At 44.5% G+C, this 24,879-nt stretch carries 26 protein-coding genes and 1 riboswitch; of the genes, 19 read left to right on the top strand and 7 right to left on the bottom strand.

Annotation, left to right across the window (positions count from 1 at the left end; all coding sequences use genetic code 11):
• Positions 1-75: 75 nt before the first annotated feature.
• Positions 76-312 (top strand): YecH family protein, encoded by a 237-nt coding sequence (locus L0991_14005; protein ID XGB62459.1) that lies wholly within the window; start codon positions 76-78, stop codon positions 310-312.
• A 171-nt stretch (positions 313-483) separates the two neighbouring features.
• Positions 484-1,068, top strand: coding sequence for a YhgN family NAAT transporter (locus L0991_14010; protein XGB62460.1), 585 nt, complete (start codon positions 484-486; stop codon positions 1,066-1,068).
• Positions 1,069-1,146: 78 nt separating this feature from the next.
• On the opposite strand, the gene L0991_14015 is transcribed toward L0991_14010, so the two are convergent.
• Both L0991_14015 and rsmD read right to left on the bottom strand, forming a co-directional pair.
• Complete coding sequence (locus tag L0991_14015; protein XGB62461.1) at positions 1,147-1,413, bottom strand: DUF1145 domain-containing protein; 267 nt, start codon at positions 1,411-1,413, stop codon at positions 1,147-1,149.
• Positions 1,414-1,423: 10 nt separating this feature from the next.
• Entirely contained in the window at positions 1,424-2,026 is a 603-nt protein-coding gene (gene rsmD, locus L0991_14020) for a 16S rRNA (guanine(966)-N(2))-methyltransferase RsmD (GenBank protein ID XGB62462.1), read from the bottom strand.
• Positions 2,027-2,256: 230 nt separating this feature from the next.
• Between rsmD and ftsY the strand changes: the two genes are divergently transcribed.
• The 6 genes from ftsY to glpG all read left to right on the top strand — a co-directional run bounded on the left by ftsY (position 2,257) and on the right by glpG (position 7,870).
• A complete protein-coding gene (gene ftsY / locus L0991_14025; GenBank protein ID XGB62463.1) occupies positions 2,257-3,489 on the top strand; it encodes a signal recognition particle-docking protein FtsY in 1,233 nt (410 codons plus the stop codon).
• Positions 3,490-3,566: 77 nt separating this feature from the next.
• Positions 3,567-4,241: a cell division ATP-binding protein FtsE gene (gene ftsE / locus L0991_14030; protein XGB62464.1), complete on the top strand. Its 675-nt coding sequence runs from the start codon at positions 3,567-3,569 to the stop codon at positions 4,239-4,241.
• On the top strand, positions 4,231-5,199 hold the full coding sequence (ftsX, locus tag L0991_14035) for a permease-like cell division protein FtsX (protein ID XGB62465.1): 969 nt from the start codon (positions 4,231-4,233) through the stop codon (positions 5,197-5,199). Before ftsE ends, ftsX begins: the two co-directional genes overlap by 11 nt.
• Before the next feature lie 177 nt (positions 5,200-5,376).
• Positions 5,377-6,234, top strand: a complete 858-nt coding sequence (gene rpoH, locus L0991_14040; protein XGB62466.1) for an RNA polymerase sigma factor RpoH — start codon at positions 5,377-5,379, stop codon at positions 6,232-6,234.
• A 424-nt stretch (positions 6,235-6,658) separates the two neighbouring features.
• Positions 6,659-6,979 (top strand): thiosulfate sulfurtransferase GlpE, encoded by a 321-nt coding sequence (gene glpE, locus L0991_14045; protein ID XGB62467.1) that lies wholly within the window; start codon positions 6,659-6,661, stop codon positions 6,977-6,979.
• 48 nt (positions 6,980-7,027) lie between these two features.
• Positions 7,028-7,870 carry a rhomboid family intramembrane serine protease GlpG gene (gene glpG / locus L0991_14050; GenBank protein XGB62468.1) on the top strand — a complete coding sequence of 281 codons (843 nt, stop codon included), beginning with the start codon at positions 7,028-7,030 and terminating at the stop codon, positions 7,868-7,870.
• 70 nt (positions 7,871-7,940) lie between these two features.
• Here the strand turns inward: glpG and fliL are convergent, their stop codons facing one another.
• Entirely contained in the window at positions 7,941-8,348 is a 408-nt protein-coding gene (gene fliL / locus L0991_14055; protein ID XGB62469.1) for a flagellar basal body-associated protein FliL, read from the bottom strand.
• A gap of 161 nt (positions 8,349-8,509) precedes the next feature.
• Here fliL and L0991_14060 point away from each other — a divergent pair, with 161 nt between their 5' ends.
• On the top strand, positions 8,510-9,049 hold the full coding sequence (locus L0991_14060; protein XGB62470.1) for a chorismate lyase: 540 nt from the start codon (positions 8,510-8,512) through the stop codon (positions 9,047-9,049).
• Entirely contained in the window at positions 9,050-9,904 is an 855-nt protein-coding gene (ubiA, locus tag L0991_14065; protein ID XGB62471.1) for a 4-hydroxybenzoate octaprenyltransferase, read from the top strand.
• A gap of 100 nt (positions 9,905-10,004) precedes the next feature.
• On the opposite strand, the gene plsB is transcribed toward ubiA, so the two are convergent.
• Positions 10,005-12,428 carry a glycerol-3-phosphate 1-O-acyltransferase PlsB gene (plsB, locus tag L0991_14070; protein ID XGB62472.1) on the bottom strand — a complete coding sequence of 808 codons (2,424 nt, stop codon included), beginning with the start codon at positions 12,426-12,428 and terminating at the stop codon, positions 10,005-10,007.
• 221 nt (positions 12,429-12,649) lie between these two features.
• Between plsB and L0991_14075 the strand changes: the two genes are divergently transcribed.
• The 4 genes from L0991_14075 (at position 12,650) to dinF (ending at position 16,178) form a co-directional block, all read left to right on the top strand.
• On the top strand, positions 12,650-13,012 hold the full coding sequence (locus L0991_14075) for a diacylglycerol kinase (GenBank protein ID XGB62473.1): 363 nt from the start codon (positions 12,650-12,652) through the stop codon (positions 13,010-13,012).
• Between the two features lie 94 nt (positions 13,013-13,106).
• Positions 13,107-13,727, top strand: coding sequence for a transcriptional repressor LexA (lexA, locus tag L0991_14080; GenBank protein XGB62474.1), 621 nt, complete (start codon positions 13,107-13,109; stop codon positions 13,725-13,727).
• A 97-nt stretch (positions 13,728-13,824) separates the two neighbouring features.
• A complete protein-coding gene (locus L0991_14085) occupies positions 13,825-14,703 on the top strand; it encodes a class I SAM-dependent methyltransferase (protein XGB63906.1) in 879 nt (292 codons plus the stop codon).
• Positions 14,704-14,822: 119 nt separating this feature from the next.
• A complete protein-coding gene (dinF, locus tag L0991_14090; protein XGB62475.1) occupies positions 14,823-16,178 on the top strand; it encodes an MATE family efflux transporter DinF in 1,356 nt (451 codons plus the stop codon).
• A 171-nt stretch (positions 16,179-16,349) separates the two neighbouring features.
• Here the strand turns inward: dinF and sthA are convergent, their stop codons facing one another.
• Complete coding sequence (gene sthA, locus L0991_14095) at positions 16,350-17,750, bottom strand: Si-specific NAD(P)(+) transhydrogenase (protein ID XGB62476.1); 1,401 nt, start codon at positions 17,748-17,750, stop codon at positions 16,350-16,352.
• A gap of 327 nt (positions 17,751-18,077) precedes the next feature.
• Between sthA and fabR the strand changes: the two genes are divergently transcribed.
• Positions 18,078-18,719, top strand: a complete 642-nt coding sequence (fabR, locus tag L0991_14100) for an HTH-type transcriptional repressor FabR (GenBank protein XGB62477.1) — start codon at positions 18,078-18,080, stop codon at positions 18,717-18,719.
• Complete coding sequence (locus L0991_14105) at positions 18,719-19,090, top strand: YijD family membrane protein (protein XGB62478.1); 372 nt, start codon at positions 18,719-18,721, stop codon at positions 19,088-19,090. The genes fabR and L0991_14105 overlap by 1 nt, the downstream gene beginning before the upstream one ends.
• Before the next feature lie 86 nt (positions 19,091-19,176).
• Here L0991_14105 and trmA read toward each other — a convergent pair whose 3' ends face one another.
• A complete protein-coding gene (gene trmA, locus L0991_14110; protein XGB62479.1) occupies positions 19,177-20,286 on the bottom strand; it encodes a tRNA (uridine(54)-C5)-methyltransferase TrmA in 1,110 nt (369 codons plus the stop codon).
• A 154-nt stretch (positions 20,287-20,440) separates the two neighbouring features.
• Positions 20,441-20,645: riboswitch (cobalamin riboswitch) on the top strand.
• A gap of 39 nt (positions 20,646-20,684) precedes the next feature.
• Between trmA and btuB the strand changes: the two genes are divergently transcribed.
• From btuB to murI, 3 genes are read left to right on the top strand one after another with little or no spacing between them, the layout of a single operon-like run.
• Positions 20,685-22,520, top strand: coding sequence for a TonB-dependent vitamin B12 receptor (gene btuB / locus L0991_14115; protein ID XGB62480.1), 1,836 nt, complete (start codon positions 20,685-20,687; stop codon positions 22,518-22,520).
• Positions 22,521-22,568: 48 nt separating this feature from the next.
• Positions 22,569-23,234 (top strand): adenine nucleotide alpha hydrolase, encoded by a 666-nt coding sequence (locus tag L0991_14120; GenBank protein XGB62481.1) that lies wholly within the window; start codon positions 22,569-22,571, stop codon positions 23,232-23,234.
• Positions 23,235-23,293: 59 nt separating this feature from the next.
• Positions 23,294-24,100, top strand: a complete 807-nt coding sequence (gene murI, locus L0991_14125) for a glutamate racemase (protein ID XGB63907.1) — start codon at positions 23,294-23,296, stop codon at positions 24,098-24,100.
• On the opposite strand, the gene L0991_14130 is transcribed toward murI, so the two are convergent.
• A complete protein-coding gene (locus L0991_14130) occupies positions 24,063-24,515 on the bottom strand; it encodes an RNA-binding protein (protein XGB62482.1) in 453 nt (150 codons plus the stop codon). The genes murI and L0991_14130 overlap by 38 nt on opposite strands.
• Positions 24,516-24,879: the final 364 nt, after the last annotated feature.

The raw sequence follows: 24,879 nt of genomic DNA on the forward strand, positions 1-24,879 counted from the left end.
AGCCTGAGCTATATCAAGGCAGCTTTACTCAAACTCGGTACTCTACGTGTAATTCATTAAACATGAGATTGAGTTATGACTACCGAAATTCACGCACACAACGTTTTAAACCTGCTTAGTGAAAAGCCTCTGACTCGAGAAGAGCTGACACAAGAACTGGCTCAGATGTATGGCACTGAAGCTCGTTTCCATACTTGTAAGCTAAGTGGTCTCGACCTGGATGGTTTGCTGAAGTTTTTCCTGAAGATGGAAAAGGTTGTGCTTGTCGATGACAAGCTGTGTACGAATCGCGAACGTGTGTGTAATCACTAATCTTGAGTGATTTGAGAGTGGATGCATTTGCGGTATCCGCTCTTTCTATTCTTGCCTGTTTGTTCTCGTTAATGTGCGGCAATGACATCAGTTAGTCTGCTGATGACTGCGTTCGAAAATCAATGTTGAGGCTGCTATACTCCGCGCACCTTCGCTTTTCGAGACAAACTTATGGAAATCTTATCTGCAGCAACCATGCTGTTTCTTATCATGGACCCGCTTGGCAACCTGCCAATCGTGCTCTCTATCCTTAAGCATATTGACCCGAAGCGTCGCCGTATTGTTCTGATTCGTGAGCTGATGTTTGCACTGGTTATCTTGCTGTTGTTCTTGTTTGCGGGTCAAAGCATCATGAACTTCCTGCACGTACAGCCTGAAACCCTGAGCATCTCTGGCGGTATCATTCTATTTATCATCGCGATTAAGATGATTTTCCCGAGCGCTGGCAGCATTACTGGGCTTGCGGCAGGTGAAGAGCCGTTTATCGTGCCGATGGCAATCCCTATGATTGCTGGTCCATCTGTCATTGCTGCATTGATTCTTCTTGCGACACAACATCCAGACAACATGCTTGAGCTTTCAGCCGCTGTAATGCTGGCCTGGGGCGCTACCTTCTTTATTCTGATGTTTAATGGCTTCTTCTTGCGTGTATTGGGTGAGAGAGGGCTGAAAGCGATCGAGCGCCTGATGGGGTTATTACTTGTTATGCTATCGACTCAAATGTTCTTAGATGGTGTGAAGGGCTACATGTCTTAGTAGCGCTATCATTATTCCATAAAAAACGCCGCTCAACTGAGCGGCGTTTTGGTATCTGTTCTTGGTAAAAGCTTTCGATTACATCATGTACTTACGACGGATATCGAGTAGGGCGAAGATTCCAAAAATCAGAATGGACCATTTTTCCCAACGCGTCATTTCGATTTTATCGCCGAAGGCACCGATAAAGATCAGCATCTGCAAGCCGTGCATAAAGAACAAGAACGCTGTCATGATGTAAAGCGCAATTGCAGCATTACCAGGGAACGGATGGAAAATGTTGACGATCAACACAAACCATACAAAGGCGATAGCGGCTTTGGCTAATGGAAGCAAGATATTCATTCAATCATTCCTATTCTTCAGTGATTCGGTTGAACAGTCGGTAGCTCGACTGGCCAGTTGTCTTATCGCGGTGCAGTTCCCAGTTTTCTGGCATCGCTTCTAGCTTGAGTTCTTTCTCTGTTTCGACGTAAATAATCGCGTCGTCCGCAAGCCAGCCATTGCTCTCAAGTAGCTGTACCGTTTCTGCTAGTAAGCCTTTACGAAATGGTGGATCAAGGAAAACCAAATCGTAAGGTGTTCCTGGCTTTTTGAGAAAAGAGATAGCATCAGTATTTACCACATTGATGTTGTCTGCTTTGAGCTCTTTAGCATTATCAGAAAGCTGCTTAGCGGCCTTTTGATTCATTTCGAGCAGTGTCACCATTTTGGCTTGGCGAGAAGCTGCTTCAAAACCTAAACCACCAGAACCTGCAAATACGTCTAAGCAGGTCGAATTTGGGATATCTTGTGCGACCCAGTTAAAGAGTGTCTCTTTTACTCGGTCAATGGTTGGGCGTAAGCCTTCTAAATCATGAACGGGCAGCTTTCTACCTCTCCATGAACCACTAATAATTCGAACAAAGCCACCGGAAGGCTTTTTTTGTGATGTGTTTTGCTGGCGACGTCTTACCATAGATTTTTTGACCGCTAATAAAGTGATACTATACCGAGCCCAATTTAGGTTGGTTCGAGTATTAAATAAATTTGCAATGACAAAGTGTATCAAGCTAAAAGCAAACTTATCACTGCTTTGTCATTTTTCTTTACTATTCGCTTGTACAAGCTTGTATTGTATAACAATAGCAAAGAGTCGACGTGCATTAAGCCAATACAGCTAATTAGTAGATCTAGGAAACTCCTCTGATGACGGAAAAAAAGAAGCGCGGATTATTATCGTGGCTTGGTTTTGGTGAAGAAGAACAAAGCCCAAAAACTCAGAATGAAGCGAACGTAGAAAACGTTGAAGATCAAACTGAAGTTGAATCACAAGTCGAGGCTGCTGAACCAGTCGCGCCTGAAGCGGAAGCCGCTCAGTCAGTAGAAGCTAAGCCTGATGAGTCAGAGCAAGCTCTGGAAGAGGCTCAAGATGAGCAGCAACCTATCGCAGCAGAAGCAGAACAGGAACAAGAAGTTACTCCTCAAGCTCAGGTTGAAGAAGTACAAGAGAAGCCAACAGAAAGTTTCTTTGCTCGCCTTAAGCGTAGCCTAAGCCGCACTAAAGCAAACATTGGTGCAGGCTTCTTTGGTTTGTTCAAAGGCAAGAAAATCGATGATGATCTGTTCGAAGAGCTAGAAGAACAGCTGCTGATCGCGGATGTGGGTATGAACACCACAGTTAAGATCATTGAAAACCTGACAGAAAAAGCATCTCGCAATGACTTAAAAGACGGTGAAGCGCTTTATGGTCTGCTGAAAGAAGAGATGGCAGAGATCTTAAGCCAAGTGGAACAACCATTAGTGGTTGATACTACGAAAACGCCTTACGTTATCTTAATGGTTGGTGTGAATGGTGTTGGTAAGACAACCACTATCGGTAAGTTAGCGAAACAATTCCAAAATGAAGGCAAGAAAGTGATGCTAGCGGCGGGTGATACCTTCCGTGCTGCAGCCGTTGAGCAACTTCAGGTTTGGGGCCAGCGTAACGATGTGCCAGTTATCGCTCAACACACGGGCGCAGACAGTGCATCTGTTATCTACGATGCGATTGAAGCTGCGAAAGCTCGTGGCGTGGATGTTGTGATTGCCGATACAGCGGGTCGTTTGCAGAACAAGAGTAACCTGATGGAAGAGCTACGCAAGATTGTTCGTGTAATGAAGAAAATTGATGACTCTGCACCGCATGAAATCATGCTAACACTTGATGCTGGTACAGGTCAGAATGCTATCAGCCAAGCGAAGCTGTTCAGCGAAGTTGCACCAGTAACCGGTATTACGCTAACTAAGTTAGACGGTACCGCGAAAGGTGGTGTGATTTTCTCAATTGCAGACCAGTTCCAGATTCCAATTCGTTACATTGGTGTTGGTGAAGGTATTGATGATCTGCGTCCATTTGAGTCAAAAGACTTCATTGAAGCTCTATTTAGCCGCGAAGAGTAACGCGAGTAGCAAAGTGGTTTATCCTTAACCTGCTATCGTTTTAAATTTGATATTAGTGATCGTAAGAGGAATTTTCGGTGATCAAATTTCAGCAAGTGAGCAAAGCCTACCGAGGTGGACGCCAAGCACTCCAAAAAGTGGACTTCCATCTCAAACGTGGAGAGATGGCATTTTTAGGCGGGCATTCCGGTGCAGGTAAAAGTACCTTGCTGAAGTTGATTTGCGCGATTGAGCGCCCGACTGATGGGCGTGTCTGGTTCAACGATCACGATATCACTCGTATTCCTGCTAAAGACATTCCATTCTTACGCCGTAATATTGGAATTGTCTTTCAAGACCATCGTCTACTGATGGATCGCTCTATCTTTGATAACGTTGCTCTGCCTATGCGTATCGAATCGATTTCTGAAAATGAAATAAAACGTCGAGTCAGTGCTGCGTTGGATAAGACTGGCCTATTAGATAAAGCGCGTTGTTTGCCAAGTCAGCTTTCTGGTGGTGAACAACAACGTGTGGGTATTGCCCGCGCTGTGGTCAACCGTCCAACTCTGCTGTTAGCGGATGAGCCGACGGGTAACCTAGACCCAGAGTTATCTAACCGCGTGTTGCGACTGTTTGAAGAGTTTAACCGTGCCGGTGTGACGATCATCCTAGCAACGCACGATATCGGGTTAGTGAACACTCGCCCTCAATACCGTCATCTTGAGTTAAACCAAGGCTTTTTGAGTGAGGTTGAAGACTATGGCCGCTAATAAGCGCATCAAAAAACCTCAATCTAATCGCGCTGCAAACCGCACTTCAAGTGACGGTTTCTTCGTGGTGCATTGGAAGCAAGCTAAGTCATCGTTCTCGCAGATGTGGCAACGTCCGTTGGGCAACTTACTGACGCTTGCGGTTATCTCTATGGCTTTAGCAATGCCTGCGTGTTTGTATTTACTAGGTAAAAACGTAGGTGAAGTGGCAAAAGATGTCACAAGCCCGTCACAAATTAGTGCTTATGTAGAGGATGGTATTCCCGAGCCTCGAGTAATGGTGCTTAAAGATGAAATCGAGAGTTGGGATCAAGTTGAGCTGGTGGAGTACATTTCACCTCAACAAGGGCTTGCTGACCTTAGCCAGTATTCTGGTTTTGATGATGCCCTAACCATTCTCGACGACTATTCACTGCCAGGTGTGTTAGTGATAACACCAAGCGTACAAAGCGATGCTCAAATCAAAGAGCTGGCAGGCCAAGTTAAAAAACAAGAATTAGTGACCGATGTTCGTTTAGACGAAGATTGGTTGGCAAGATTAGACGCGATTAAAGCGCTAGCTGCTGTCATCGTCATTACCCTAACGGTATTGATGCTAGGCGCTGTGTTTTTGATTATCGGCAACACACTACGATTTAATGTGTTGGCGCATAAAGAAGAGATTCAAACCATGAAGCTGATTGGTGCCACCGACAGCTACATTCTCCGACCATATCTATATTCTGGTATGTGGTTTGGTGTATTAGGTTCGATTAGCGCGTGGGTAATGACGGCATTGATTACCGTATTACTGAATAGCGCGGTGGATGACCTGGCTCAGCTTTACGACAGCCACTTCCGCTTAATTGGCCTAAGCTGGGATGAATCTTTACTGCTTTTGATCGTTGGAACCTTGCTAGGTAGTGTGGCTGCAAAGCTTTCTGCACAGCGTCACCTAAAAGAAATTGAACCAGTTTAGGTGAATAGAGTCATATTTAGACGAAAAATAGGCACTTCTTAACCAGTTTTTGCCTTGTATAGACGAATTGATTATGCATAATTACTTCCCCCTTCTTGAAACCTGTTCATTTTAGGTTCAAGATTGTCGGGTTTTAATAGATGTACTACTCCAGATCAGAGATTGATGAGGAACCGAATGGCAAACCAAGCGTATCAAATGGCTTTAGTCACACAAGATAGTTTAGACAGCTATATCCGCTCAGCGAACAGCTACCCAATGCTGACGCCTGAAGAGGAACGTGGACTTGCAGAGCGATTACATTACAAAGGTGAGATCGACGCTGCGAAAGGCTTGATCCTTTCACACCTACGATTCGTGGTGCACGTTGCAAGAGGTTACTCTGGCTACGGGCTGCCTATGGCTGATCTCGTTCAAGAAGGTAACATCGGTCTAATGAAAGCCGTTAAGCGCTTCAACCCAGAGGTTGGCGTTCGATTGGTTTCTTTCGCTGTTCACTGGATCAAAGCTGAGATTCATGAGTACGTTCTGCGTAACTGGCGTATCGTTAAGATTGCGACAACTAAGGCACAGCGCAAACTGTTCTTTAACCTTCGTAAATCTAAAAAGCGTTTAGGTTGGTTTAACAACGGTGAAGTTGAGACTGTAGCTCGTGAACTGGGCGTTGAGCCTTCTGAAGTTCGTGAGATGGAATCTCGCTTAGCAGCGCAAGACGCAACGTTTGAAGCACCAATGGATGACGATGACGGCGGCTCTGCTTACACAGCTCCAGTTTACTACCTAGAAGATAAAGCGTCAGACGTTGCTGAAACGGTTGAAGCATCTAACTGGGAGTCTCACACCAATAATCGTTTAGGCCTAGCACTAGCAAGCCTAGATGAGCGTAGCCAACACATTGTTCGCTCTCGTTGGTTAGACGACAATAAAGCAACACTGCAAGACTTAGCGGATACCTACAGTATCTCTGCAGAACGTGTTCGCCAGTTAGAAAAGAATGCGATGAAGAAATTGAAACAAGCCGTTGGCGATTTCTAACAGCACTTAGTTTCTAAATAGTAGCTAGCAAAAAACTGAATTTTGAAAAGGCCGAGATCGAGAGATCTCGGCCTTTTGTTTTGGATCGAATTCTCAACTTTTGCGATCGTAATTTGCAAAATGATTTTGTGGATAACTCTGTGACAAGTTTATTCGTCAGCTGTCTAAAAGCAGGGTGTAGTAAGGCTTTGAGCGTGTTTTTTGAGTGGGGATATGTTTTAGTTAACCCACAGTTAGATCAGGATCATCACTACATGTTGTGGATCTATTTTTTCAAAGGCACTTTATTCACGCAATTCACAGATTTATCCACAAATGGTGTAAAAGTGATCGCTGGTGGATAACCTTATTAAGTGGATGTGATTGTTAGCCTTGGGATAGGTTACAATGGCAGCAAAGTAAATCAGTATAAAAAGAGAAAGTCATGGACCAGTTTAAACATATCGACGTGCAAGGTGCTCAGGCCCTTATTGAACAAGGCCAAGCTCGACTTGTTGATATCCGCGATCCGCAATCTTTCGCGGTTGCTCACTCAAAAACCGCTTATCACCTAACAAACGACACTATGGTCTCGTTTATGGATGAGGTGGAGTTTGAACAACCTATCTTGGTAATGTGTTACCACGGCATTAGTAGCCAAGGCGCGGCACAATATTTAGTGAACCAAGGCTTTGAAGAGGTATATAGTGTTGATGGTGGCTTCGAAGCATGGCACCGTGCTGAACTTCCTGTGATTGCTGGCTAATGACCTTTATCGCTTAAACATCTCTCATAGCATGAATAGGAAATAACAATGATTAGACTGATGGTGTTAGACAATCCACGTCTTGCTCAAGCATTTATTGATTACATGGCCTCTCGCCAGATCCCTATTCAGATGTCACCTGAGGGAGAAGGGCGCTTTGCTCTCTGGCTGCTTGATGGCCAGTTTCAAGTTGAGACAGAAGCGGAGCTCAACCGCTTCTTGTCGGAACCCAATCATAAGCGCTACCAAGCGGCCTCTTGGGATATGGCGGAGACCAGAAAGAGTCATTTCCATTATCACACGCCTAGTTTCATGGGGATGATAAAAGCCAAGGCTGGCCCTGTGACACTCAGCATCATGTTGGTGTGTGTGGTGATTTTTGCACTGCAGCAGATCGGTTTTGGCCAAGCTATTTTTAATGCGTTGCACTTCCCTGCGGTGGACGGACAGCAGTGGCAATTGTGGCGTTGGTTGAGTCATGCCGTGCTTCATTTCTCGGTTATGCACATCGCTTTCAATATTTTGTGGTGGTGGCAACTGGGTGGCGATATTGAGAAAAAGTTAGGCGGTCTTAAGTTGCTTCAGATCTTTGCTGTCTCTTCTGCGTTGTCAGGAGCAGGGCAATACTGGGTTGAAGGGGCCAACTTCGGTGGCTTATCTGGCGTTGTGTATGCTTTGGTTGGTTACCTATGGGTGGTTGGCACTAAAGCACCACAGCTTGGTTTGGGTATCCCTAGACAGATCGTCGGCTTTATGCTGGTGTGGTTGGTGCTCGGGTACATGCAGCCGTTTATGGCGATCGCCAATACTGCCCACTTAGCAGGTCTAGTGGCGGGTGTGATTATCGGCTTCGTTGATTCAATGAAAGCGCCGAAATCGGCAAGAAGTTAGTTCCTAGCATCGATAGAAACAAAAAAGCGGCCCAATGAGCCGCTTTTTTAGATTCGTTTTATACCCGCTGTTACTGGTAGAGGTATTTAGTAAACAGCAAATCTGCAATCAGGGTTTTGCCCGTCTCTGGAAGTAAAATCTTGTTGAGATGCTCAACTAACGTCTTTCTTAAATCTTCACGACCGGACAGTGACTTAATCGTCTCTTCGTTTTGTTTACCTAATAGCTCGATTACTGCATCACGAATCAATGGTTGGTGATGCTCGATGGTTGCTAAATCTTTGCTATTCGCCACCATGATATCGAGACGAACCTGAATGTAGCCCAACTTTTTACCTTTAGTGTAAAAATTGGTGGTTAGGTCTGGTTCTAGCGTGAAGTAGGCTAGCTTAGGTTCCGATTCCTCTTCTGCGAAACTTGATGCTGAAAAGAGTAGAGTAATCGCAAGAAATATTTGGGCTACATAACGTTTGTGCATATTTGTGACTTTTCTTTAGTTTATTCGCGATATTCGAAACGCATTAGTCTTGTTACAATGAACGGTCTAAATCTAAATACGTTTACAATTCGAAGACGCTTTAATTTTGTTCGAAAGTTGAAGCTTTATTGTACGTGTAAAGTCACCTATTGAATACTAGTATGAATCAGCCAATATCGCTGTATCTTAATTCTTTAATGAATGTAGATTGGCAAAGTACAGAAACATTTGATTTTCCTAATGAAACCACCAAAGAGTGGCTGATGGAGCAGGGTTCTCTTTCCCGTAAGTTGGGTAAGTGTTGCCAACATCTGTCTGTGGAGTTGCTTCACAATCAAGTTGTAGAACGCTCAATTGTGCAACAAGATGAGCAACACCTTTTATCATCGTCTGATTGCTTACTTCGCAAAGTAATTTTGAATGGGGATGATGAACCATGGGTATTAGGCCGAACCTTAATTCCTCGAGTGACATTAGAAGATCAGCACTCAGACCTTTCTCAACAAGGTAATGTCCCGTTAGGGTTGACCGTTTTTAGTGCGGAGAACGTCGAGAGAGACGCGCTGCAAGTCGGTTGGGTTATCGCTGGCGACGAGCGATTACTCGCACGCCGCTCTCGATTATGGATGAACCATAAACCGATGCTTGTAGCTGAACTGTTTTTACCAACATCACCCATTTACTCTAAGGAGAGTGTGTAAATGCTTGCCACCAAAGCGAAAGCGTACTGGCAATTAACGCGAATGAATCGCCCGATTGGTACCTTGTTACTCCTTTGGCCTACGTTATGGTCGCTGATTATCGCCGCACAAGGTATGCCAGACTTGGATGTCTTGGTCGTCTTTGTATTAGGTGTCGTACTAATGCGTTCAGCAGGCTGCGTGATTAATGATTTTGCTGACCGTAAGGTGGATGGTCATGTAAAGCGTACTAAGCAGCGCCCACTGCCGTCTGGTTTGGTGTCGAGTAAAGAAGCCGTTATCCTTTTTTTAGTGCTAGCCGTGATTTCATTCTTGCTAGTACTGACTATGAATCCGTTGACCATTAAGCTCTCTTTTATTGGGGTGGGTCTAGCGTTTATTTATCCTTTCATGAAGCGTTTTACGCATCTTCCACAGTTGTTCCTTGGCTTGGCGTTTAGCTGGGCTATTCCAATGGCATGGGCTGCACAAACCAATGAGCTACCAAGTATCGTTTGGTTTATCTTCGTGATTAATGCGCTGTGGACAATCGCTTACGACACCCAATATGCGATGGTTGACCGAGACGATGATCTTAAGATTGGCATCAAGTCGACAGCAATTTTGTTTGGCCGTTTCGACAAGCTTATTGTTGGCTCACTACAGTTAGTGACTTTAGCGATGTTGATTGCGCTAGGCATGCATTACCACCTAGGTGATACTTTCTACTGGGCACTGTTGGTGGCAGGTGGTTTGTTTGTTTATCAACAACACCTGATGCGTCATCGCGATCGAGATTTATGTTTTCAAGCCTTCCTCAATAACAACTATGTAGGAATGGCCGTCACCATTGGTTTGTTCATTACTTTCTGGTAAGCGATGGTTTGATAACAACAGCACAAATAAAAAGGCACCCACAATGGGTGCCTTTTTTGATCGTATTCAGCTTAGCGCTTAAAGCTAGCGAACCAACAAATTACTCTGCTTGGTGGATGCTCTCTTGAATCGTCAAGCGAACTTCTGGGTAAAGCATTGAGTACAGAAGCTTAGCGAACTGCTGAGTCTTCTCTAAATCACAATTACCGTCGTTATCCAGGTATTGCTGCTGTTTGAGCGTAGCAAACATCGAAGCAAACACACCTTTATCGAAGAACTCAGGTGCGTTGATACCTTGCAGGCGACCTAGACGTTGTGCAATGTCTTGGCTCTTCTGCTCAAGGTCAGATTTATCCAGTTCAGGATTCTCTGCCAATAGGTTAAGAGCAATCGAGTAACGCTGAAGTGTCTCTGAAATCGTACGACCTAGTAGCATTAGCGCTTGGCTGTTCGATTGGTTGATGGTGACTTGATTATCAGACACAACTAGCATGCCTTGGCTAACCAATTCATCGATGATGTTCGACACCACACCTTCTAGCTGGTCTTCGTCGTAGCTCAAGAACAGCTCTTTCTTCAAGAACGGATAGATTGCCGCGACATTCTTTTGAATCGCATCGATCGTTAGCCCGTGCTGACGAATGGTCATTTGAGCAATTAACGATGGCAGCGCAAACAGGTGAATGATGTTGTTGCGGTAGTAAGTCATCAGAATCGATTGGTGGCGGTCTAGTGAAATAATGTCACCCATTGAGTCTGACTCAATCAAGAACTTGTTTAGAGACTCTGCATGTTTCACCAACTCTTCCGCGCTGTCTTTTGGTACCGTAAATGTGTCTGAGTAAGGCACATTGTTAAGTAGAGACAGGTAGCAGTTGATTTGAGATACCAAAGAATCGCGAGACAATGCACGCTGACGTGATGCAAGCAGAGCGGTTGCACATAATGTCAGTGCGTTGGTTGCTGCCGCGTCGTTGATGTGTGTCATCATCTTGGTTGCCAGGTCATTAACCACTGGCGTCATCCATTGTGGCTTGCTGGTGCCCATTGGATCGATGTCTTTCGTCCACTCTGGAGAGTGTTCATTCAGGTATTGGTTAAGCTGAATCGGCTCACCGAAGTTCACGTAGCCCTTACCAAAGTTACGTAGCTTACGGATAGTACGAATCACTAGGCTCGCGTTTTCTTTCTCTTTACGCTTACCACGCAGTTCTTTTGCGTAAGTCGCTACTTCCATTACGTGCTCGTAGCCGATGTAAACAGGCACTAACGTTACTGGGCGGTTCATGCCACGCAGCATTGCCTGAATCGTCATCGCTAGCATGCCGGTTTTCGCTTGTAGCAGACGACCGGTACGAGAACGGCCACCTTCACTAAAGTATTCTACCGAGTAACCTTTAGCGAACAGCTCAGCTAGGTACTCACGGAAGATCGTTGAGTACAGCTTGTTACCTTTAAAGCTACGACGAATGAAGAACGCACCACCGTGACGGAAAATCGGACCGGCAGGGAAGAAATTCAAGTTGATACCCGCAGCGATATGCGGAGGAACCATGCCTTCATGGTAAAGCACGTAAGACAACAGTAAGTAGTCCATATGGCTGCGGTGGCAAGGGACATAAACAATCTCGTGACCATCTTGTGCCAGCTTACGAACAGTTGAAGCGTTGTTGATATGTAGGCCTTGGTACAGCTTGTTCCACAACCAGCCAAGAATCTTCTCGCCACGTTTGATCAGTGAGTAAGAGAAGTTCGCTGCGATCTCATCCATGATGTCCTGAGCTTCTTTGCTCGCTTTCTCAATGGAGATGTTCTTTGACTTCGCTTCGTCTTCAATCGCCTTCTTGATCGCTTCTGATTTTAGTAGGCGATCGAACAATGCTTGACGGCTTGGTAGGTTAGGACCAGAGGCTGCCAGTTTTTGGCGTGAGAAGTGAATGCGAGCTACACGCGCCAGCTTGTGTGCGATAGTGCTGTCGGTGCCGTGAGAGTTTGCCATGTAACGAAGAGATACCACAGGGCTGAATCGTACTAGACAGTCGCGGCCAGCGATTAAAACAGCGACTGATTTCTCTAAGCCGTTCATTGCTTGTAGGTAAGGCTTCTGGTTATTCTCTTTACCAGGTTTACGGCCCCACAATACAGTTGCAGGGATAACTTGCACATCCAGCTCTGAGTCGTCAGCATGCAGTGCAAGCAGCTCAGAGAAGACTTCAATAGAAGAGGCTGGGACGTAATCATCATCTTGTAGCAGCGTTTTGCGTGAAGAGATAAAAACGTAGCGTGGCAGTGATTTACCACTGATTTCAAGCTTGCTTAACGGATCCGGTAAACCCAGTTCTAGCGCGTGCTTTTGTAGTGTCAGTAGGTCGACGCTTGAGCGAAACGGTAAGGCGTATACAATTGGTTTGCCTAAATCAATGTTCAAATCTTCAACTGGATTCGAAGGGATTGATGTGCCTTTTACCAATACGGATAAAGGTAGCTTCATTAATGAACGTGAAAAAGATTGTCCAGAAGACATATAGGTTCACAGCCTCAATAGTTATTTCAATGTGCTTAAGCGTATCTCTATTTCTATGATGAGAGAGGGTAACCCCTTCAAGTAAAATAGGGATAAGCCTAGGCGTAAATTTAATCGATGCAAGAATACCAGAAACTGGTCTAACCTTTTAATGGAAATAGTCATATTGCCGTTAAGTTTGTGGAATATCATTCATCGACTGATTGAGTATAGGGTTAAAAATGACCAAAAAATCAAACACTGGATTTAAACGTATCGTGAAAGCAGCGGGCTTTTCATGGCAAGGCATCACAAGTTCGTTTAAAAACGAGGCGGCCTTTCGACAAGAAGTATTCATGGCTGCGGTTCTGATTCCGTTGGCGTTTTACCTTGATGTCAGCCAAGTTGAACGAATCTTAATGGTGTCCTCGATTGTACTGGTGATGGTTGTTGAGCTCATTAATACTGCAATTGAAGCGGTTGTAGATCGTATTGGGAGTGAACATCATGAGCTTTCAGGAATGGCGAAAGATGTCGGTTCGGCAGCCGTTTTCATCTGTTTAGCGCTAGCGGCTTATGTGTGGTTCGAGATCTTGGTTTTGTAATTAGCGAAAAATGAACTAAAAACAACCAATTGCTTTGCTTTTGTCCAGTTACTGGATATACTCACAGTCAACTGTATAAAAAGACAGGTGAATCATGAAGCCGTTAACGCCCCGCCAACAACAAGTCTTTGACCTTATCAAAGGTAAGATCGAAGATTCCGGTATGCCACCGACACGTGCAGAAATTGCCCGTGAATTAGGCTTCCGTTCTGCTAATGCTGCAGAAGAACATTTGAAAGCTCTTGCTCGTAAAGAAGCGATTGAGATTATCCCGGGTGCGTCTCGTGGTATTCGTATTTTGCTTGAAGATGCAGCAAACGAAGAGCAAGGCCTGCCTCTGATCGGTCAGGTTGCCGCTGGTGAACCTATCTTGGCTCAAGAGCATGTAGAAATGCATTACCAAGTCGATCCAGGCATGTTTAAACCTCAAGCTGACTTCTTACTTCGCGTAAATGGCGAAAGTATGAAAGACATCGGTATTATGGATGGTGACCTGCTTGCTGTTCACAAAACCCAAGATGTCCGCGATGGTCAGGTTGTGGTTGCTCGTGTTGATGATGATGTAACGGTAAAGCGTCTAGAACGTAAAGGTTCTACAGTGCTGTTACACGCTGAAAACGAAGAGTTTTCTCCAATCCGTGTCGATCTAGAATCTCAACACTTGTCTATTGAAGGCCTTGCTGTTGGTATTATTCGCAATACGGACTGGATGTAATCAGTACAAACATCTTATTGATATTTATTCTCAATAACTTGTTATTGTAATTGATATTCATTATCATCTTCTTTGTCGAGATACAAGGAAGATGATGATGCCAATCCAAACCAAGCCTAAAATAAAGCCGCTTATAGCTAAGCCGCGCTCCTTTGATCAAAAGGTTTCTGCTGATCAAGCGTCTGCACATCAAGAACTTCAAGTTCCGACAAATCTCGTTCAACACCTTTGGTTTCGCAGCCGAGAAAGCCTTGCCGATGATGGTCTCGTTTATGATCCTATTGCAGCTCAGGCCTGTAAGCGTTGTCAATTAGCGCCAGAATGCCTTACTGGTGAACTCGACCAGCAACAACTTCTCTATGCGACATTGACTCAACTTTGCGATTCTCAAGTTCAGCAGTTCCTATCTCACAACCCAGATGCTTGGATTATTAACGTGGGAGCGGGCCTCGACACCCGTTTTTACCGATTAGACAATGGCCGCTGTCACTGGGTAGAGTTGGATGTGACCGAGAACCTACTTTGGCGACAACGTTTGTTCCACAAAAATGAACGCTACCGCTTGGAGTGTGGTTCAGTAGATGACCTGACTTGGTTAGATGAACTCAATATTCCGGAGCAAGCTTCGGTAATGGTGGTGTGTGAACATGCACTGCTAGATTGCAATGAGCAGCAAACTGCGCACTTTATTCAATCGCTGAGCCGTTACTTTACTCATGCACATGCGTGTGTGGTGCTAGCGGGCGATAAGAGCTCAAGTACTTTAGGTAAGAAGCTGGGCTCTGGTGACTATGCACATGGCTTATCTTCTCCAGTCGACAGCATTCTTAATTGGCTACCGTGGGCGCAGTGGGTTAAAGCATTTTCGCCATTAGAGCAGCAATGTAATCGTTGGAAGTTATGGCAGCGACTATTATGCAAAATTTCCCAGGTTAAAAAGCGTTTAACGCCGCAGTTGGTATTAGTGAAGTGGTAGCGCCAGAGCAGCACTACTTACACATACTCGAAGCCACATCTGTTATAAGCCAAAATTTCACAACATAGTGAAAGCACACTCACTAGGTTAAACTATCGCCTCTAATCAAAGAGGTGGTCGTGAAGCTATTTAATTCCCCAACTATTTTTCAAACGCTATCCAATCAAGCAATGCACAAACAAGTGCTGTTGCTCGCGATCCCGATGGTGCTTTCTAATATCACTGTTCCACTGCTGGGCTTAGTGGATGCTGCTGTTATCGGTCACTTAGAACATTCTTGGTACCTAGGAGGTGTAGCGTTAGGTGGCACCATGATCAGTGTGACCTTTTGGTTGCTTGGTTTCTTACGTATGTCGACAACCGGCCTTGCCGCACAGTCTTACGGTGCAAATGATGGCAAGCAGCTTGGTTTGGTCTTCGTGCAGGGCGTGACCATGGCTCTCGGGTTTGCTGGTGTCTTCTTGCTATTACATGGCTTAGTGGCTGATCTGGTTTTTTCATTAAGTAGCGCCAGTGACCAAGTGAAGCATTACGGTCAACAGTATTTCTCCATTCGAGCATGGAGTGCACCGGCAGCACTGACGAATTTCGTTATTTTGGGGTGGCTACTTGGAACTCAGAATGCGAAAGCGCCGATGTGGATGGTGATTATTACTAACATCACCAATATCGTGTTAGACGTTGTTTTTGTGATTGGTCTCGGCTGGCAGGTGGAAGGTGCTGCACTGGCATCGGTATTGGCTGACTATGCAGGTCTAACGTTTGGACTGCTCTGCGTTTATCGGATCTGGCTAAAGAGACAGTTGCCAGATCCGTGGACTTTGATTAAGAAAACCAGCCAAGGATTAAGTCGCTTCGTAAAACTGAATCGCGATATTTTCCTGCGTTCCCTGTGTCTGCAAGCCACGTTTACTTTCATGACTTTCCAAGGAGCAAGCTTTGGTGATGATGTCGTGGCTGCCAATGCGGTATTGATGAGTTTCCTGATGATCATCTCTTACGGAATGGATGGCTTTGCGTATGCGATGGAAGCTATGGTGGGCAAGGCGATAGGAGCGAAAGACAAAGATGAATTAAATCAGTCGTTGATCGGTACCTTCTTCTGGAGCTTCAATATTTGTTTGGTTCTGACCATAGTGTTCGCGATAGCTGGGTCTAACTTAATCAATATGATCACCACCATCCCAGATGTAAAAAGCCAAGCTGAGGTGTATCTGCCTTGGTTAATCGCAATGCCGCTGGTTTCAATGTGGTGCTTCTTACTCGATGGTATTTTTGTTGGAGCAACCAAAGGCAAGGACATGCGTAATAGTATGTTTGTCGCGACCTGCAGTTTCTTTGCGATTTTCTTCCTAGCGTCCAGTTTAGAAAATCATGCTCTGTGGCTTGCGATGCTGAGTTTTATGGCAATGCGCGGTATTGGCCTTGGTGTGTTATTTGTTTCTCAGTGGAAGAAGGGCGAATTTCTCGCCTAGTTATAATGGGTAAAAATAAAAGGTGTACAGGTCAAAGGGCATTTAGAACATCATGATCTAATTACTCTTGGTGCTATATTTTTCAATACCTTAAATAAAAACAGCAAGCTCATGGCTTGCTGTTTATGTATTTGGCCTATGGGTGGTCAAATACTCCTACTAGTTCTTTATTTAGAATAAACGGTTAAGGCCGTTAAGAGCGGCAACACGATACGCCTCAGCCATTGTAGGGTAGTTAAAGGTGGTATTAACGAAGTACTCGATAGTATTCGCTTCGCCTTTTTGCTCCATGATTGCTTGGCCGATGTGAATAATTTCTGCGGCACGCTCACCAAATACGTGGATACCTAGAATCTCTTTGGTTTCACGATGGAACAGAATCTTCAAGCTACCGATGTCTTTGCCCGCGATTTGAGCGCGAGCTAAGTGTTTGAATGAAGAACGTCCAACTTCATAAGGTACTTTCGCTGCTGTCAGCTCTTGCTCGGTTTTACCAACAGAGCTAATTTCAGGGATGGTGTAGATTCCCGTTGGGATATCTTCAATCAAGTGACCTTCTGCTTCACCTTTAACAATCGCTTGCGCAACAAAACGACCTTGGTCATAAGCAGCACTTGCCAGGCTAGGGTAGCCAATCACATCACCGACCGCGTATACATGGTCAACGTTGGTTTGGTAATTGGTGTTTACTGATACCTGACCACGAGAGTCTGCCTCTAGACCAACCGCACCTAAGTTCAGTTTGTCAGTGTTACCGGTTCGACCATTGGCATACAGTAAGCAGTCTGCACGCATCTTTTTGCCTGACTCTAGGTGAATGATCACGCCATCATCAGTCCCTTCGATTTTCTCGAAAGTTTCATCGTTACGAATTACAACGCCACTGTTCCAGAAGTGGTAAGAAAGCGCATCAGAGGTTTCATTATCTAGGAATGACAACAGGCGATCTCGAGTATTAATGAGATCGGTTTTTACGCCCAAACCACGGAAGATAGACGCGTACTCACAACCGATAACACCAGCACCATAGATGATGATGTGTTGAGGGTCGTGTTTAAGAGAAAGAATAGAGTCGCTGTCGTAGATGCGTTCATGCAGAAAGTCGACGTTCTCTGGTTGATAAGGGCGAGAACCCGTCGCAATGACAAACTTGTCAGCACTGTAGTGCTCTTCCGTACCATCACTTTGCATTACAGAAATAGAGTGAGAATCAATAAAGCGCGCTGTACCGAATACTAGTGTACATTGGTTACGATCGTAGAAGCCTTGGCGCAGTCGTGTCTGTTTATCGATAACGGATTTCGCATGCCCCAGAATATTGGAAAACGTCGAGTGAATGCTTTTGTTGTTCTGACAGAACAGAGGGTTGTTATTAAATTCGATGATACGGCTTACAGCATGACGCAGAGCTTTTGAAGGAATGGTTCCCCAGTGGGTACAACCACCACCAACGCTGCTCTCTTTTTCAATGATTGCAACGTTCAACCCGGCTTTGGTTAATCCCATCGCTGCCCCTTCGCCTCCGGGGCCACTACCAATTACGATTACATCAAAGTGGTTGGAGTGTGGCATAGATATCTTCCTTGTTATATTTGATTAACATTGCTGTAGCGGGATTTTAACTGATTCTGTTCTTGCGTACATGAAAAGGACATCAGAGAGTCGGCGGGATCACGCAGTGCTAGCGAAAAAATAATATTTGGTATGTCGTATGTCTCCAAATGGCGGTGTGGATATTGAAATTTTTTCTGCGAACGTATTTACTGCGGTACGTGAACAAAGAGGCGTGTTTGGTGTCTTATATAACCGGAGTATCTTATATAAATAAGTGATTCGCGTTATATTGAACAGAGTATTAGACATGCCTGTTTAGGCTGTAAAAGAAGAAATTGATAAAGTATGAAACCAATGGGCATTCGCGCACAGCAAAAAGAAAAAACTCGTCGCAGCTTAATCGATGCAGCATTTAGCCAACTCAGTGCAGATCGTAGTTTTTCCAACCTAAGCTTGAGAGAAGTCGCTCGTGAGGCTGGAATAGCACCGACTTCCTTTTATCGTCACTTCAAAGACATGGATGAGCTTGGCTTAACCATGGTAGATGAGGGTGGCTTACTATTGCGCCAGCTAATGCGTCAAGCTAGGCAGCGTATAGTAAAAGAAGGCAGTGTTATTCGCACATCGGTTGAAACCTTTATGGAGTTCATTGAAAGCAGCCCTAACGTATTCAGACTGTTATTGCGAGAGCGCTCAGGAACTTCATTTGAGTTTCGTACAGCGGTGGCTCGTGAAATACAGCACTTTTCTGCGGAGTTAACCGAATACCTAATCACGACTGGCATGACACGAGATGAAGCTTTTACGCAAGCCGAAGCTTCGGTCATATTGGTCTTTAACTCAGGGGCAGAAGCATTAGATTTAGATCGACGTCAGCGAGACGAACTGGCTGAGCGCTTGATCATGCAATTGCGAATGATGGCCAAAGGGGCTTTTTGGTATCGTAAAGAACGTGAACGTAACCGATTAAAAGGCGGGATAGAATAATGTCGAATGAAAATAATACTGTAAACCGTGGCTCAGAAAGAAAAACACTGGTACTGGCTCTGATTGCTGGTGTGTGTGGCGATGCACTTTTATCTTGGGTAACAATGAGCGAAGTGGGCTTCTCAATCTTCCCACTGATTGCTTTAGTTTTAGCTGTACAAGCACTTTACCAAGAGTACTTAACTAACCCAGTATCGGAAGATATCCCGCTAGTAGGTTTGGCGTGTTTCTTCGTGGGCGCATTTGGTCACTCTGCGTTTGTGAAAGCACAACACCCAGATGCGGGTTCAAACTTCTTCGCGATTATCGTCGCAATGTTACTGCTTGCTTGGGTTGGTAAGAAGTTAGGTTTTATCGGTAAGACAGCTTAAGCCAACCTATAAATAAAAAAACGAGCCGTTCGGCTCGTTTTTTTGTATCTGCAGTTTGGCTTTTACCTAGATTAGGAGGGCGAGTATTACGCTTTACGCTCTAGGAATACGCCAGCTTCCATGTGGTGTGTGTAAGGGAACTGGTCGAATAGAGCGAAACGAGTAATGTCGTGTGTTTCGCTTAGGATCTCCAAGTTCTCTTTCAATGTTTCAGGGTTACAAGAGATGTACATGATGCGCTCGTAGCCTTGAACCATCTTACAAGTATCTACATCCATACCTGAACGTGGTGGATCAACAAAGATAGTGTTGCAGTTGTAGCTCTTCAGATCGATGTTTGCTTGCTGCAGGCGGCGGAACTCACGCTTGCCTTCCATCGCTACCGTAAAGTCTTCCGCAGACATACGGATGATCTGAACGTTATCAATCTTGTTGGCTGCAATGTTGTATTGCGCTGATTCAACTGATGGTTTCGCTAGCTCAGTTGCTAATACACGCTCGAAGTTTTGTGCCAGTGCTAGTGAGAAGTTACCGTTACCACAGTAAAGCTCTAGCAGATCGCCTTTGCTGTCTTGAGTACAGTCAACGGCCCACTCCAACATTTTCTCAGCCACTTTACCGTTTGGTTGAGTGAAGCTGTTCTCTACTTGTTGGTAGATGTAGCTATCGCCATTTACGTCTAGTTTCTCAATAACGTAATCACGGTCTAATACGATCTTCATCTTACGAGCACGACCAATCAGGTTTAGGTTGAAACCTTCGTCGTTCAATTGCTGTTTTAGCGCTTTAGCATCTTGAATCCACTGCTCACCTAGTTGACGGTGGTAAAGCAGAGACACCAAAATCTCACCGCTAAGCGTAGATAGGAAGTCGACTTGGAATAGCTTGTGGCGTAGAGAGTGGTTGTCTTTCATTGCATCGACTAACAAAGGCATCAAGTCATTGATAAGACGGCTAGCAGCAGGGAACTGGTCTACGCGGTATTTTTCTTTAGTTTCTTGATTGAACATGACGTAATACATATCGTCACCTTCATGCCACACGCGGAACTCTGCACGCATGCGGTAGTGTTGTTCTGGAGATTCATACACTTCCAGCTCAGGCACATTATATTCTGAGAACATTTCAGTAAGACGCTCAGTCTTTTCTGCCAGTTGTTCTTGGTAGCGTTGCGGGTTTACATCTAAATTCGCCATGGTTATGCCTTTTGCTGTCGTGCTTTTAAATCAAGAGCGCAGATTTTATTCAATCACAGGCGCTTGTCCAGTGTTGAGCGCCATTCAATGTAAATCGACCATGAAAACTATAGCTTATAACTATCTTAGACTAGACAAATGATTCATAGGTCAATACTATCTCGGGCAAGCTGGTGCCATTTAGATGTATAGATGGCTGAAGAGGGAATCTGGTGTGAATCCAGAACTGACGCGCAGCGGTAAAAGAGAACGAGTATTCATCAGACACTGCAAATAGCTTTTTGTGGGAAGTCGAATATCAGGTAACCATAAGGTTGTGCTCTTGAGTCCGAATACCTGCCAGCGGCTAAACCATGACATGTGGTTTGGTAGGAATTTACGCGATTTAGGATCACAACATGAACAAATCCCTTTTAGCGGTTGCTGTAGCATCGCTGCTTTCACCTATCTCCAATTTACACGCCCAACAAGCATCTGCCGATGAAACCATGGTGGTTACGGCGAACCGTTTTGAGCAAAGCACGGAAAGTGTTGTCGCTCAAGTTGAAGTAGTAACACGCCAAGATATCGATCGAATCCAAGCTAAGTCTCTAACAGATGTGTTTAGACGATTGACGGGTATTCAGGTTTCACAAAATGGAGGTCGAGGTCAGCAGGCTTCGATCTTTGTTCGTGGTGCTAACTCTGATCAAGTTCTTGTTCTAATTGATGGCATTCGTTTTGCGCGAGCTGCGAAAGGTGGTGTCGATTTTAGCCAGTTACCAATTACGTTCGTTGATCGTGTGGAATACGTTCGAGGAGCTCGTGCCGCTATGTATGGCTCAGAAGCGATCGGCGGTGTTATCAATATTATTACCGTTGCAAACTCTGATAATGAAGAAACGGCGGTAAGTGCAGGCTTGGGAAGTCTAGATTACGAAGAGCTGAGCTTTGTTAGTGGTACCAAGGTTGGTGAAAATGGTCACTTAAACGTATCTGTTGGCTACGACTCCGATGAGGGATACAACGTTCATCCTATGCCGGGAATAAATGATGGTGACCGACATGGCTTTGAATCACGAAATGCTCTAATTGGTTATGTTCATAATTTTGATCAGCAATGGAGTGGTTTTGCTAACTTCCGCATGTTCGAGACTATCTCTCAATATGATGGTTCCTATGTTGATTATACAACGGGAGCACCTGTCCACTCTTACAAAGAGGCAGAAGTTCAGAACTCTACCTTTGCTGCTGGAGTTAAATATAGTGGCAGCGAGCTTAAGTCTGATTTCCTAGTTAACTATCAGAATCAAGATAACTGGAACTACGAACAGTCTTTAGGCAAGAACTCAGCGTCAGCAACATCTGATGAGCTTGAACAGCTAAATGTTCAATGGGTGAATTCATACAAACTGACTTCGGCACTGACTCTTAGTGGCGGTGTAGATTGGCGTGATGAGGCTTATATTGTTAAGCCTTCGAATACTGAATACGACAGAACGAATGTTGCGTACTTCGCTGCATTAAACGCAGATGCGGATAAAGTGTTCGGAGAACTGAGTCTTCGTGTTGATGACAATGAGCAGTTCGGTACAGAAACTACTTACAACACAGGGCTAGGCTATCGTTATGCTGAGTGGCTTGTTGTTAAAGCAGCTTATGGTACATCCTTCAAAGCACCTAACTTGTATCAACTATATAGCTACTACGGCAATGCCCAGTTAGAAGCTGAAAAGGCAGATTCATTTGAGCTAACCTTTGGTGGCTTAATCAAGGATGTTGATTGGTCGATTACTGGCTATGACACGAATGTCGAAGACCTCATCGATTACAACTATGCGACAAGCAAGTACTACAATACCGATGGCGAAAGCCAACTACGTGGTGTGGAAATGGTTGTTGGGTTTGATACCAGCTTTATCAATCATCAAGTGAGCGCTAACTTCCAAGATCCAGAAAATCAATCTGGTGAGCAGCTGACACGCCGAGCTAAGAAGATTTACAAATATAATGCAGTGGCTAGTTTCGATGAAGTTGATGTTTCGCTAGGTTACCAATATGTAGGTGAACGACCTGACTTCTCTGAAGAGCTTTCGGCATATAGCTTGTTCGATGTTTCAGTTAACTACTATGCTAATGAAAACCTAACCTTAAATGGTCGAGTAGATAACTTAACAGATGAAGAGTATGAAACTGCTGGTGGATACCCATCGCCGGAGCGTACATATTACGTGAATGCTACTTACCAATTCTAATTAACACCTAAACCGCCTTCGGGCGGTTTTTTCTTATTGGGTATATCAATGAAAAAGAAAGTCGTCATAAGCTGGTCATCAGGTAAGGACTCTACACTCACCCTCGAGCGGTTACTTGAAAGCAGCGAATATGAAGTTGTTGCACTCTATACGACTTATGTTGGAGATGAAGTTCCTTTCCAAGTAACTCCTATAGACGTAGTAGCAATGCAAGCAAAGTTGATCGGCTTGCCACTCATCACAATCGAGCTTCCGGAAGTGTTCCCAAGTAATGAGGTTTACCAAAGTATAATTGTGTCGGCACTTAAAGATTCAGGCTTAGCGATTGATGCCGTCGCATTCGGTGATATGTTTTGTAACGGCATTGCGGACTATAGAAGAAGCTATATTGAACCTGCAGGCTGGGAGTGTGTGTTTCCTCTTATGGGAGAGAGTAGTCAGGCGCTAGCACAAGAGATAATAGATAGAGGCATCGAAACTTTTCTCGTCACTGTCGACAGTAACGCATTAGAAATTAGCTACTGCGGGCTGAAATATACCGATGAGTTAATAGCAAGCTTACCGAACCATGTGGATCCGTGTGGTGAAGATGGCGAGTTCCATACCTTAGTGACCTCAGCGCCATGCTTTAAAGGAAAGCTTGATATAGAGCTCGAAGTGATAGAGCAAGGTGAGCGCTTTGTACATCAACGTTATCGAGCTTGCATTGTATAGCTGAGGATTGGCGAAAACTAAGTGAAGGGGTATTATTGCTGCGAAACTACATATAGGTAATCGTTGTGTCGGATAGTCTGCAAAAAAACATATTGGTCTTTGATTCTGGGGTAGGTGGGTTATCTGTCTATAAAGAGATAAGTCAGCTATTACCCAATCATAACTATATCTATGTATTCGACAACGAAGCTTACCCGTATGGCGAGCTCGATCAGCAGGTTCTCATTCGTCGGGTTCAGAGTATTGTAGCCAGTTTCGTGGCGAGTCATGCCATTGATATCGTCGTTATTGCATGTAACACCGCCAGTACGATTGTTCTCCCTACACTACGTGCTAATAATGTCATTCCAATCGTTGGGGTAGTCCCGGCGATCAAGCCTGCTTCCTTATTAGCGAATAAAGCTGTTGGCCTTATTGCTACTCCGGCAACCATCACCCGTGAATACACACATGAACTGATCAAGAACTTCTCTATTAATAAGAGGGTTGAACTTTTGGGCTCGACTCGGCTGGTGGATATGGCCGAAGATAAGCTCAGAGGAGAGGCAATCAATATAGAAGAGCTCAAGCAAATCCTTCAGCCGATGATTAATGTCATTGATGTTGCTGTTTTAGGCTGCACTCATTTCCCACTAATAAAGTCTGAGATTCAGCAAGTATTAGGTGAAAGCGTGGTATTGGTTGATTCGGGCAAAGCGATAGCTAAACGAGTCCAAGATTTGTTGGGGTTAGAAAGTGGTCATGAAGAAGGGGGAGTGCGAGAGGTTTTTTGTAGTGCACTTCCCAATAAAGAAAGTGCACTAAATAGTATGTTGAAGCAGTTAGGGTTTAGTTCTGTTCAGATTCGTCCGCTTCAGGATGCTTAGGATCATTTGCAACACGTACTTTTAAAGTTCGTTGCATGTAATCTTTGTCGTTAAGAGCAGAGATTGCATGATTCACATCATTACTTGCCATAACAACAAATCCAAAGCCTCTTCTTTTACCAGTGCGCTTGTCTTTCATTAAGCGTACTGCAAACACTTCACCATGTTCTGAGAATAGTTCACGAACATGCGATTCGTTCGCCTTGTATGGAAGGTTACCCACATAAAGCGTTTTCGTTGAAGCTTTAGTTTCTGAATCTGATTTTGAGTCGGTGCTTGAAAAGTTAACAACAAAAGCGGAAGCCAAGACACCAAGGATAAAGGTAATTGCAGGCGATATATCTACCTGAGAGAAAACAATGCCGCCTAATACAGCCAGTGCGACAATTAACAACATCGATTTTTTTGAGTTCATATCGGAATACTACATATTAATAAACGAAATAGACGCATCTACCATTAACAAAATAGACACATGAATCTTACGTTCATGCCTTGCAATTTTCCAATGTATTGCTGTGATACGTCTCAAATGTTTAGTTTTTATTCGAAAAATGCGGATCTGGTGGCTTTTTAGGCGAACAAAACTTTTATTTCAAAAAGCCCTTGTGCTCTAACTCAATCTCTCTATAATGCCGCCTCACCGACACGGAGTGAGACGAAAGTCACACAGAAAAATCGGTAGAGAAAAAGAGTTTGAAAATAACCCTTGACTCTCAAAACGGTGCGAGTATAGTACGCACCCCTAGCGATTGAGATGTAAATCACAAAACGCTAGC

Origin of the sequence: Vibrio chagasii (assembly GCA_041879415.1) — a bacterium.
Lineage (GTDB): Bacteria > Pseudomonadota > Gammaproteobacteria > Enterobacterales > Vibrionaceae > Vibrio.

Coding starts and splice junctions, on each gene's coding strand:
- L0991_14005 (XGB62459.1), top strand. CDS start 76: ATGACTACCGAAATTCACGCACACAACGTTTTAAACCTGCTTAGTGAA.
- L0991_14010 (XGB62460.1), top strand. CDS start 484: ATGGAAATCTTATCTGCAGCAACCATGCTGTTTCTTATCATGGACCCG.
- L0991_14015 (XGB62461.1), bottom strand. CDS start 1,413: ATGAATATCTTGCTTCCATTAGCCAAAGCCGCTATCGCCTTTGTATGG.
- rsmD (XGB62462.1), bottom strand. CDS start 2,026: ATGGTAAGACGTCGCCAGCAAAACACATCACAAAAAAAGCCTTCCGGT.
- ftsY (XGB62463.1), top strand. CDS start 2,257: ATGACGGAAAAAAAGAAGCGCGGATTATTATCGTGGCTTGGTTTTGGT.
- ftsX (XGB62465.1), top strand. CDS start 4,231: ATGGCCGCTAATAAGCGCATCAAAAAACCTCAATCTAATCGCGCTGCA.
- rpoH (XGB62466.1), top strand. CDS start 5,377: ATGGCAAACCAAGCGTATCAAATGGCTTTAGTCACACAAGATAGTTTA.
- glpE (XGB62467.1), top strand. CDS start 6,659: ATGGACCAGTTTAAACATATCGACGTGCAAGGTGCTCAGGCCCTTATT.
- glpG (XGB62468.1), top strand. CDS start 7,028: ATGATTAGACTGATGGTGTTAGACAATCCACGTCTTGCTCAAGCATTT.
- fliL (XGB62469.1), bottom strand. CDS start 8,348: ATGCACAAACGTTATGTAGCCCAAATATTTCTTGCGATTACTCTACTC.
- L0991_14060 (XGB62470.1), top strand. CDS start 8,510: ATGAATCAGCCAATATCGCTGTATCTTAATTCTTTAATGAATGTAGAT.
- ubiA (XGB62471.1), top strand. CDS start 9,050: ATGCTTGCCACCAAAGCGAAAGCGTACTGGCAATTAACGCGAATGAAT.
- plsB (XGB62472.1), bottom strand. CDS start 12,428: ATGTCTTCTGGACAATCTTTTTCACGTTCATTAATGAAGCTACCTTTA.
- L0991_14075 (XGB62473.1), top strand. CDS start 12,650: ATGACCAAAAAATCAAACACTGGATTTAAACGTATCGTGAAAGCAGCG.
- lexA (XGB62474.1), top strand. CDS start 13,107: ATGAAGCCGTTAACGCCCCGCCAACAACAAGTCTTTGACCTTATCAAA.
- L0991_14085 (XGB63906.1), top strand. CDS start 13,825: ATGCCAATCCAAACCAAGCCTAAAATAAAGCCGCTTATAGCTAAGCCG.
- sthA (XGB62476.1), bottom strand. CDS start 17,750: ATGCCACACTCCAACCACTTTGATGTAATCGTAATTGGTAGTGGCCCC.
- fabR (XGB62477.1), top strand. CDS start 18,078: ATGAAACCAATGGGCATTCGCGCACAGCAAAAAGAAAAAACTCGTCGC.
- L0991_14105 (XGB62478.1), top strand. CDS start 18,719: ATGTCGAATGAAAATAATACTGTAAACCGTGGCTCAGAAAGAAAAACA.
- trmA (XGB62479.1), bottom strand. CDS start 20,286: ATGGCGAATTTAGATGTAAACCCGCAACGCTACCAAGAACAACTGGCA.
- btuB (XGB62480.1), top strand. CDS start 20,685: ATGAACAAATCCCTTTTAGCGGTTGCTGTAGCATCGCTGCTTTCACCT.
- L0991_14120 (XGB62481.1), top strand. CDS start 22,569: ATGAAAAAGAAAGTCGTCATAAGCTGGTCATCAGGTAAGGACTCTACA.
- L0991_14130 (XGB62482.1), bottom strand. CDS start 24,515: ATGAACTCAAAAAAATCGATGTTGTTAATTGTCGCACTGGCTGTATTA.